The 10,249-nt window shown below is 68.0% G+C and carries 7 protein-coding genes and 1 pseudogene; 6 read left to right on the top strand and 2 right to left on the bottom strand.

From position 1 onward, the window contains the following. The first annotated feature begins 100 nt into the window (after positions 1–100). From sucB to ASG92_RS12495, 3 genes are all read left to right on the top strand, one after another. Entirely contained in the window at positions 101–1,801 is a 1,701-nt protein-coding gene (sucB, locus tag ASG92_RS12485) for a 2-oxoglutarate dehydrogenase, E2 component, dihydrolipoamide succinyltransferase (protein WP_056628671.1), read from the top strand. Between the two features lie 155 nt (positions 1,802–1,956). Next, positions 1,957–2,307, top strand: coding sequence for a hypothetical protein (locus tag ASG92_RS12490; RefSeq protein ID WP_056628674.1), 351 nt, complete (start codon positions 1,957–1,959; stop codon positions 2,305–2,307). A gap of 208 nt (positions 2,308–2,515) precedes the next feature. Next, entirely contained in the window at positions 2,516–2,947 is a 432-nt protein-coding gene (locus tag ASG92_RS12495) for an OsmC family protein (protein WP_056628678.1), read from the top strand. Positions 2,948–3,053: 106 nt separating this feature from the next. On the opposite strand, the gene ASG92_RS12500 is transcribed toward ASG92_RS12495, so the two are convergent. Beyond that, positions 3,054–6,566, bottom strand: coding sequence for a S41 family peptidase (locus ASG92_RS12500; protein ID WP_056628681.1), 3,513 nt, complete (start codon positions 6,564–6,566; stop codon positions 3,054–3,056). 74 nt (positions 6,567–6,640) lie between these two features. Here ASG92_RS12500 and ASG92_RS12505 point away from each other — a divergent pair, with 74 nt between their 5' ends. Next, positions 6,641–7,534: a TIGR01777 family oxidoreductase gene (locus ASG92_RS12505; RefSeq protein WP_056628682.1), complete on the top strand. Its 894-nt coding sequence runs from the start codon at positions 6,641–6,643 to the stop codon at positions 7,532–7,534. 25 nt (positions 7,535–7,559) lie between these two features. Here the strand turns inward: ASG92_RS12505 and ASG92_RS12510 are convergent, their stop codons facing one another. After that, complete coding sequence (locus ASG92_RS12510) at positions 7,560–9,251, bottom strand: protein kinase (RefSeq protein ID WP_056628685.1); 1,692 nt, start codon at positions 9,249–9,251, stop codon at positions 7,560–7,562. Positions 9,252–9,389: 138 nt separating this feature from the next. Here ASG92_RS12510 and lipB point away from each other — a divergent pair, with 138 nt between their 5' ends. Both lipB and ASG92_RS29805 read left to right on the top strand, forming a co-directional pair. Continuing rightward, on the top strand, positions 9,390–10,058 hold the full coding sequence (lipB, locus tag ASG92_RS12515) for a lipoyl(octanoyl) transferase LipB (RefSeq protein ID WP_056628688.1): 669 nt from the start codon (positions 9,390–9,392) through the stop codon (positions 10,056–10,058). Beyond that, positions 10,055–10,249: pseudogene (locus ASG92_RS29805) on the top strand (lipoyl synthase); the annotation flags it as partial. The gene lipB and the pseudogene ASG92_RS29805, both read left to right, overlap by 4 nt.

The following is a 10,249-nucleotide window of genomic DNA, read 5'->3' on the forward strand; positions in this document are numbered from 1 at the left end:
AACAGGGCTTAGTGCATCCGGCATGATCCGCGGGGTGCACTAAGCTCGAACAAGCCAGCAATCATCCGCACAAAAGATCAATAAGGAGAACGGGGACGACATGTCTGAATCCGTTAACTTGCCCGCCCTCGGTGAGAGCGTCACCGAAGGAACCGTCACCCGCTGGCTCAAGCAGGTAGGTGACCGGGTAGAAGTGGACGAGCCGTTGCTCGAAGTCTCCACCGACAAAGTAGACACTGAAATCCCCTCTCCGATCGCCGGCATCATCGAGGAAATCCTCGTTGCCGAAGACGAGACCGCAGAAGTTGGTGCTCCCCTGGTCCGCATCGGTGACGGTTCAGGCGGCGGTTCAGCCCCCGCCGAAGCCGCACCGGCCGAGGAAGCCCCGGCCGCTGAGGCACCTGCTGAGGAAGCGCCCGCCGCCGAAGCGGCACCGGCTCCGGCCAGCGAGGGCCACGAAGTGACCCTCCCCGCCCTGGGCGAGAGCGTCACCGAGGGCACCGTGACGCGCTGGCTCAAGGCCGTTGGCGACACCGTCGAAGTGGATGAGCCGCTGCTCGAGGTTTCCACGGACAAGGTGGACACCGAAATCCCGTCGCCGGTCGCCGGCACGCTCCAGGAAATCCGCGTCAACGAAGACGAAACGGCCGAGGTGGGCTCCGTCCTCGCGGTCATCGGCTCCGGCGCCGCGGCCCCTGCCGCCGCACCGGCACCCGCCGCCGCCCCCGAGAAGCCGGCCGAGGCTCCTGCCCCGGCTGCTGCACCCGAGAAGCCGGCCGAGGCACCTGCCCCGGCTCCGGCCAAGGCAGAAGCTCCGGCACCGGCTCCCCAGGCTGCGGCGGCTGCCCCGGCTGAGGCACCTGCCGCCGGCGGCGAGTCCGGCTACGTCACTCCCCTGGTCCGCAAGCTGGCCAACCAGCGTGGCGTGGACATCTCCTCCGTGTCCGGCACCGGCGTCGGCGGCCGCATCCGCAAGCAGGACGTCCTGGCCGCGGCCGAGGCCAAGCCTGCCCCGGCTGCCGCACCGGCTGCCGCTTCCGCCGCTCCGTCGGCTGCAGCATCCGCGGCGGCATCATCGCTGCGCGGCACCACGCAGAAGGCCCCGCGCATCCGCCAGGTCATTGCCCGCCGCATGCGCGAGTCGCTGGATGTCTCCACCCAGCTGACCCAGGTGCACGAAGTGGACATGACCAGGGTGGCCAAGCTCCGCCTCAAGGCCAAGAACTCGTTCCAGGCCCAGAACGGCGTCAAGCTCACCTTCCTGCCGTTCATCGCCAAGGCAGTGGCCGAGGCACTGAAGCAGCACCCCAAGCTCAACGCTGCGTACGACGAAGACAAGCAGGAAATCACCTACCACAACGCCGAGCACCTGGCGATCGCCGTCGACACTGACAAGGGCCTGCTGGTTCCGGTCATTTCCGACGCCGGCACCCTGAACCTCGCCGGCCTGGCCGCCAAGATCGCCGACGTTGCGGACCGCACCCGCAACGCCAAGATCGGTCCGGACGAGCTCTCCGGCGGCACGTTCAGCATCACGAACATCGGCTCCGTCGGTGCCCTGTTCGACACCCCGATCATCAACCAGCCGCAGGTCGGCATCCTGGGCACCGGGGCCATCGTCAAGCGCCCCGTGGTGGTCACGGACGAGAACGGTGACGACTCCATCGCCATCCGGTCCATGATGTACCTGTCGCTCACGTACGACCACCGCCTGGTGGACGGCGCGGACGCCGGACGCTTCCTGCAGACGCTCAAGGCCCGCCTTGAAGAGGGCGCGTTCGAAGCGGATCTGGGACTCTAGGCTCCAGGAATTTCGACGGCGGCGGCCGTCCGGGACACGGTGGGAAACCACGGGCGGACCGGGCGGCCGCCGCCGTTTTTCGTCCCTGATAATCGCATTCCGACCCGCGCCCGGGCTTACTACGAAGCGTAGAAGCATCTGGCTAGACTGATGCCATGATAATCGTCTATAACATCATGGTCTTCCTGCACATCGTCGGCGCCGCCATGATCGTCGGCATCTGGATCGGCAACATGAAGAAGCCCACCGTCCACCCCCGGCAGTTTGACGGCGCGGCTCTCCAGCTCATCACCGGCATCGTCATGATGGGCCTGATTCCCGCGCTGAACATGGACGCCAACTACTTCAAGCTCGGCATCAAGTTCGCCATCGCCCTGGCCGTCGGCGTGCTGGCCTTCATGGGCCGGCGGAAGTACAAGAAGGGCGAGAACATCTCTGCCGGCCTGGCGCACAGCGTCGGCGGCCTGGCGCTCCTGAACGTGGCCATCGCCACGCTCTGGAACTGACTGCCCCCTTTTCTTCACGACCTCTTCACGACGACGACGGCGACGCACCTTCCGCGGGGGTGCGTCGCCGTCGTCGTTCGCGTCTGTGATTGGTCATAATCCTCTGACAGCGGACAGCCCGTGCGCCGTGGCCGGCTAGTCCATAGGATTGTCCAGGAAGGATCGGGCGTCAGCCGGGTCCTGATTGAACCCAAGCTAAGGAGTGGACATGGCAGCAACACGCACCGCACACACTGTATGGAACGGCGACTTGATCACAGGCGCCGGCAACACGACGCTCGACAGCTCCGGACTGGGAACCTACGAGGTCACCTGGAAGGCCCGCACGGAGGCCTCAGAAGGCAAGACCAGCCCGGAAGAGCTGATTGCGGCAGCGCACTCGGCCTGCTTCTCCATGGCCTTCAGCAACATGCTGGCTCAGGCCGGGCACACGCCGGAAGAGGTGCACACCAAGGCAGATGTCACCTTCAAGCCCGGCACTGGCATCACCGGCAGCCACCTGACGGTCAACGCCAGGATCCCTGGCATTTCGGAAGACGAATTCCAGAAGATCGCAGCGGAAGCCAAGGTCGGCTGCCCTGTTTCCGGTGCCCTGGCCAGCATCGACATCACCTTGGACGCCACACTCGCGGCTTCCTGATTTCAGGCCCCGGCTGCCCAGCGGCTGGAGCCACACAGCAAAAGGCCCTGTTCCCGGTCTGGAGAATCCAGCCGGGAGCAGGGCCTTTTGTGCGGGATGAGCCGGGTCAGCCGTCCGCGGACCGGCGGGCCGGCAGCGGCTCCGGGCGCAGCCGGCGGTAGCCTTCGCGGGCCGGCGGCCGGTCTGTGGGAAGCTCCTGGACCATTTCCTTCAGGGCGCCGATTCCGTATTCCAGCTGCGGGTCGCGTCCTGCCGCATAGGCGTGCGGCGGGAACGTCACTTCGATGTCCGGTGCAACACCGTAGTTCTCGACGCTCCAGCCCACGCCGCCGGCGAACCAGGTCGCGTAGCGCGGCTGGGTCACCCCGGTGCCGTCCGCCAGCGTAAAGCGGCTGTCGATGCCGACCACTCCGCCCCAGGTGCGCGTCCCGATCACCGGGCCGATCCCGCGGAGCTTCGACACCTGGGTGATGATGTCGCCATCGGAACCGGCGAATTCGTCGGCCAGGATAATGACCGGCCCGCGCGGTGCGTGGTGCGGGTAGGTCCGCGGCTTCTCGCCGCGCGGCATGCTCCAGCCCGTCACCTTGCGGCCGATCAGCTCTGCCACGAGCTGGGAGGTGTGCCCGCCGCGGTTGCGCCGCACGTCAACGATCAGCCCGTCCAGCGCCGTTTCGGTGTCCAGGTCGCGGTGGAGCTGCGCCCAGCCGTTGGCCATCATGTCGGGGACGTGCAGATAGCCGAAGCTTCCGCCTGACGCTTCGCGGACGGTGCGCCGGTTCGCGGCCACCCAGTCCTGGTACCGGAGCCGCTCTTCGTCCTTGATCGGAACGACGGCAATGCGGCGCTGGGCTCCTGCTGCCGGGCCGTGACCGGCTCCGTTGCGGATGGTGAGTTCCACCGCGCGGCCGGCGGCGCCGACCAGCTGCATGGCTGGCGTGAGCGTTTCCGTCAGCCGCACGCCGTCGATCGCGAGCAGGACGTCGCCCGCTTTGGCGTCGGCTCCCGGGCGGGTCAGGGGCGACGTGGCCAGCGGGTCCGAGGATTCACCGGCAAGGATACGGACAATTTCCCAGCCCTCCCCCGTGAACGCCAGGTCGGCGCCAAGGCGTCCCTGGCCGTTGCTGCCGTTCTCAGTCACGGCAGCCGGCCGGACGTAGGCATGGGAGGTGCCGAGTTCGCCGTGAAGCTCCCACAGCAGGTCCACGAGGTCGTCGTGCGAACCGAGCCTGCCGACCAGCGGCCGGTAGCGCTTGTGGATTGAAGCCCAGTCCTGGCCGGCCATGTCCTCGGTCCAGAAGAAATCGCGCTGCAGCCGCCATGCCTCGTCGAAGGCCTGGCCCCAGACGCTGAGGGGGTCCATCAGCACGCGGATCCGTGTCAGGTCCACCTTGACCAGCTGGCCGGACTCCTCGTCAGCTTTCGCGTCAGAGGGCACCACACGGACCTGCTTGTCGTGGACCAGCACCACTTTACTGCCGTCACCGGAGACGCTGTAGCTGTCGAGCGCCTCAACGATGGTGGCGGTCTTGCGCTTGGCCAGATCGAACCTGACCAGGCCAGGTGCCGCGTTCTTGTCCTCGAGGCTTGCCCTGCCGTCGCCCGTGACACCGGCGAGGGGGCTGTCCAGCCACAGCAAGGCGCCTTCGGCAGCCGTCAATGACGAGTAGTTGCCCTGCGGCACAGGCACGCTGATGACGCGATGGGACAGGCCGTCGGCATCCACCCTCACCGCAGCGGGCTTCCCGGGCTGCTCTTCTGCGCTGGCGGGTGCGGCAGCCGCCTCAACGGACAGGTCCACGCTGGGGCCGAACGGCGATGCTGTCTCCGCCGCCAGCGCCACCAGGTAGGGCTTGATGGGACTGGGGAAGGACAGGTCAAAGGAATGTCCGTCGTACACGGGATCAAAACTGCGGTTGGACAGGAAGGCGAGGAACTTTCCGTCCCGCGTGAACGACGGCGACTCGTCACGGAAGCGGCCGTCGGTCACCTCGACGATCCCGGACTGTCCGCCGGTGACAGGGACCCCGCCGGTGACAGGGACGAGGCGCAGGCGGCTGCGTGAACCGAACGACGTCACGGGTTCCGACCACGCCAGCCAGGCGGAGTCCGGCGACCAGCACAGGTCCTCGATGCTGCCTTCGCCGATGCTCGTCACGGCGGTGATGGTTCCGTCGCGGGTGTCTGCCAGGAAAACGTCGCCGAAGGCCGTGCCGACCGCCACCCAGCGGCCGTCGGGGCTCGTCTCCATGGCGCTGGCCCGGGACGGCTTCGGGAAGGAGATCTTCAGCGACACCGGGCCCGCCGGTGACGGTTCCCCTGCCGTGCCCGCCGACGGGCCGGCCTGGTCTTCCGCCTCGGCGGGAGCGACGTCCGCCGTCGAATCATCAGCCACCGCCAGCCCGGTGCCGTGGCCCACAAGCCCGGCCGCAGACACGGGCAGTGGCAGGGACACTCCGGAGGACGCGCGTTCCTGCTGCGCCGTGTCAGGTTCCGCCGGAGAAACCGGCGCCTCTGCCTGCACTTCCAGCTGCGGGGCAATCTCCTTGATGAAGAGGGCCTCGTCGCCTTCAAGATCGGCGACGTAGGCGATGCGGCCGTCCGTCAGGGGACGCGGAAGCCGGGCGCGGACGCCGGGAGTGGCTTCGACCACGCGGGACGGCCCGTCCTTGTGCCGCAGCCAGTGCACGGTGCCGTGGGCCTCGACGGCGCTGGCGGCTCCGGTGCTGTCCGGGCGGACGTCGCCGAGGTGCTTGGCAGCCTTGAGCATGGCGGGACGCCGGCCCTGCGAGGCGGACCCGAGCATTATTTCCAGCCGGACGGCCTCGGATGCCAGCTCAGGCAGGATCCACAGCTCGCCGGCGGATTCGAAAATGACCCGCTTGCCGTCCGTGGACGCGTGGCGCACGTAGAAGTCTTCGTGGTCAGTGTGGCGCCGGAGGTCTGCGCCGCCCGGCAGCACCGAATAGAGGTTGCCGTAGCCTTCGTGGTCCGAAAGGAATGCGATCCGCCCGTCGACCCACATGGGGTCGGCCAGGTTGCCGTCAAGGTCCGGCATCAGCCGTTCAAACTCGCCGTTGCCGTCGGCGTCGATCCACAGCTTCCCGGCAGTGCCGCCGCGGTAGCGCTTCCACCAGGCCGGTTCGCGGGACAGGACGCTGCCCACGACCACCGGCTTTTCATCTCCGACTTCGGGTCCGAAGGCCACCGATTCAACCGGCCCGAACGGGAGTTCCTCGGCCCAGCCGCCGTCGGTGGACAGCCGGTAGGCATGCGTGTGGCGGCCTTCCGCCTGCCGGAACGCGCTGGTGACCACGATGTCTCCCGCCGGCGTGAAGCCCTTTACCCTCGTGGTGCTGTGGCCAAAGAAGGTCAGCTGGCGGTATCCGCCGCCGTCGACGTCGGCGATGACAACTTCCGGCGCCGTTCCCTGCACGACCGTCCAGACCAGCCGCTTGCCGTCCGGGGTGAACCGGGGGTTGCGGGCCGGCAGCTGAAGCGAGGAGACGCGCCAGGCGCGGCCGCCGTCGAGCGGCGCGATCCAGACGTCGTCCTCGGCCACAAACGTGACCAGATCGCCGTGAACATGCGGGAATCGGAAGTAGCTCGAAGAGGTCATCGTACGATCATAGTCAAAGTCAACAGAGGCTTCCGGGAGGTGCCGTCCCGTGCCGGGACATGGTGAGATGGATCATGCGAATCGTCATGGCCGGCTCCTCGGGGCTCATCGGATCCGATCTCTCCTCCCGCCTCATCTCGGACGGACATGAGGTCACCCGGCTGGTCCGGAGGCCGCCCAAGTCCGCGGCCGAGGTCCGGTGGGATCCGGCCGCCGGCGGCCTTGACCCGGCCTGCCTTGAGGGTGCCGACGCCGTCATCAACCTTTGCGGGGCCGGCATCGGCGACAGGCCGTGGACGCGCCGCCGGATCGACGAACTTTTCCGCTCACGGCTCGATCCCACCCGCACGCTCGCGGCCGCCATGCGCCACCTCGACGCTCCGCCGAAGGTCTTTATCAGCCAGTCGGGCGCCGGGTATTACGGCGACGCCGGCCAGGACTTTGTCACGGAGGAGTCACCCGCCGGTGCCGGCATCATGGCACGGATCTGCGTTGAGTGGGAGGCCGCGGCCCGAGAGGCGCCGCCGGGCGTCCGGGTGGTGACGCCGCGCTCGGCCGTGGTGCTGAGCAGGTCCGGCGGGGCGCTGGGACGGCTCCTGCCGCTGCTGCGGGCGGGCGTTGGCGGACCCCTCGGCAACGGCCGTCAGTATTGGCCGTGGATCACGCTTCCGGACATTTCCTCCGCCTTCGCTTTCCTCCTGACGTCCGGCCTCTCCGGCCCGGTCAACGTCTCAGCGCCGCAAGCCGCGGATGTTAATACGCTAGTGGCGGAGCTCGCCGCGGCGCTGCACCGGCCTGCACTGCTCCGCGCGCCGGCACCCGCGCTGCGGCTGGTCATGGGCAAGCTGGCTGACGAACTCCTGCTCTCCAGCCAGCGGATGGAGCCCGCGCTGCTGCAGGGCGACGGGTTCACCTGGCAGCATCCTTCGCTCCGGGTTGCCGCCCGCTGGGTGGCCGGCGGCTCCTGACCGCAGGTCCGCCGTCATCCCGCCATCATCGCGCCGGCAGGATGTCGGCAATCCGCCAGGCACCGTTCACGGGCATGAGGACCAGGCGGAGCTCAAGCCCGGGCTGCGGGCCGCTGGCGGCAACCACCGTACCGTTGGCCAGCCGTTCCTCGTATCCGGACGTTGCTGACGTCACCGCGACCACCGCTCGCGCCCGCGTGCTTTCCGGCAGGGTCCGGACCGAGGTGAGGCTCATGGTGAACCCGGCCAGGACGCTTCCGGAATCCTGCAGCCGTGCGCTGATCTTGCTGTCGGCCTGCGCCGCCGGCGAGTTGGGTGCATTGATCTCGGCAAGCAGCTCCGACTTTCCCTCCCTGAAGGCCATCGAGCGCAGCCAGGCCAGTCCCCTGACAGCTTCAGCGGGATTTCCCGCCCGAAGCTGGTTCCGCACGGCGTCCGGAACTGTTCCCGATCCCGGAGCGGGCCCGGGGGCCGGGGCTGCCGAAGCGGTCTGGGCCACGGATGGACGGCCCGTCTGGCTTCCCATCAAATCGTGCGACGACTGCGCCCACGGCACCAGCAGGAACGCTCCGGCAATGGCCGGCGCCGTGAGAATGCCGGCTATGGCTGCTGTGCGACGACGGCGCTGTGGGCTGAGGGTTACGGCCCTCCGGGAGGGGCGGTGCTGACTGTCCGCCGCTAACCGCCTGGCATGGCGGGGCGGCGCGGCGGCGTGGCCACCGCCGCGTCGCTTCCCGACCGCCAGAATCAACGGGGAAGTGGACAGCCGCCTCCCCCAGGCCCGGACCCGTTCCCGGTGCGGGCCGCCGGACGGCATGTCCTGCCGGCGCGTCAGGAGTTCGGGCAGAACTGTCGCGTGCACGGAGCGGGACAGGTCCACGGGGGTTGCGCGGGCGCTGCGGTAGACGGCCGTGGCCAGCTCAGCGGCGGCCGGCCGCCGTCGTCGGTCTTCGCTCAGGCCTGCCTCCAGGGCCGCGGCCAGTTCAGCCGGAACATCCGGAACGAGCACCGAAAGCGGGGGCCTGTCGGCCGCCGGCAGGGGCGGCTCGCCCGTCAGGCAGTACCAGCCCAGCGCTGCCGCAGCGTAGACATCGCGCTCGGGCTGGAGCCCTGCCCGGACGGCATCCACCGGAGCAGGATCCGTGAAGCCCTCAGTTCCAAGGTTCGGAACACCGGAGGGATCCCCCACCATCCGTGCCACGCCGAGGTCAGCGAGCAGCGGCTTGCCGTGCGCGGAAAACAGCACGTTTCCGGGAGAGACGTCGGAATGGGTGAATCCCCTGCCGTGGAGGTAGCCGAGAACCTGCGCGATGGGCGTCAGGACGGTCACCGTCTCGCCGACGCTGAGCCTGCCGCGGGCGCGGATGAGCTGGCCCAGTGAACCGCCGGGCGCATAGTCCATGAGCAGCCCCAACCCGTTGCCTCCGGGTTCGCCGATCCGAACGACGTCGCGGGCCTTAACCAGATGCTCATGATCAAGGACAGACAGGATCAGGATCTCCCGGCGGAGGTCGCCCTCAAGAACTCCGCCTGTCCAGGCGGCAGGACTGCCCGCGCCTGCGCCCAGGCACTTCAGAGCCAGCATCCGTCCGGTTGCTTCCTCGGTCACCAGCCAGACCCCGGCGCTCCCGCCACGTCCCAGCCAGCGGCAGACCTGGAAGCCCGGAACCGCCGGTTCGCCTTCGGAACGCTCCGTATCCTCCCCCACCTCGTCCATGGCTTAAGGATTACCGGAAACGGAAGCATCCTGCAGAAGTTATCCACAGGCGACGCAGGAGCGCGGAGGGCCCGCAGCCGAATGAGAGCTTGGGCACAGTATCGGGCAGGATTGCGCCCGGGGTCTAAGCTGGATGCCATGACTCTTGAGTTCACACAGCTGGGTCTCGCCCCTGAATTCGTGGATTACACGCATGCCTGGGATCTCCAGCGCGAAATCCACGAGAACGTCCTGGCCGGCAAGGCCCCCAGCACAGTACTCCTGCTCGAACACGCTGCCGTTTACACCGCAGGTAAACGCACGGAGGACCATGAGCGCCCCTTCGACGGCACCCCGGTGGTGGCGGTGGACCGCGGCGGCAAGCTTACGTGGCACGGCCCCGGCCAGCTCGTGGGCTACCCCATCATCAAGCTGAAGAACAAAGCCGGAATCCGGGACTACGTCGAACGGCTGGAGGCCGTGATCATCGCTGTCCTCGCCGATTACGGCATCACCGCTGTCCGGATCAAGGGCCGCGCAGGTGTCTGGATCGCCGAGGATGACCAGGGTCCCGCCCGCAAGATCGCCGCCATCGGCATCCGGGTCAACGAGGGCGTGACCATGCATGGATTCGCCATCAACTGCAACAATGACCTGGCCCCGTACGGACAGATCATCGCCTGCGGAATCACCGATGCGGGCGTGACCACCATCGCCCGGGAGACCGGCCGCGACGTCGCCCCGGCAGACCTCGTTTCGCGGATCGTCGAAGAACTGCGCAAGAATGAAGACGCCCTAGTTGCAACCCCCGAAGGAGCTCTACTGTGACACTGGCACCAGAAGGCCGGAAGATGCTGCGCATCGAGCAGCGCAATGCGGCCACCCCGGTGGAGCGGAAGCCGGAATGGATCAAGGCCAAGGTCCAGATGGGCCCGGAGTTCGTCCAGCTCAAGAACCTGGTCAAGAAGGAGGGCCTCCACACCGTGTGTGAGGAGGCCGGCTGCCCCAACATCTTCGAG

This window comes from Arthrobacter sp. Soil736, from assembly GCF_001428005.1.
GTDB lineage: Bacteria > Actinomycetota > Actinomycetes > Actinomycetales > Micrococcaceae > Arthrobacter.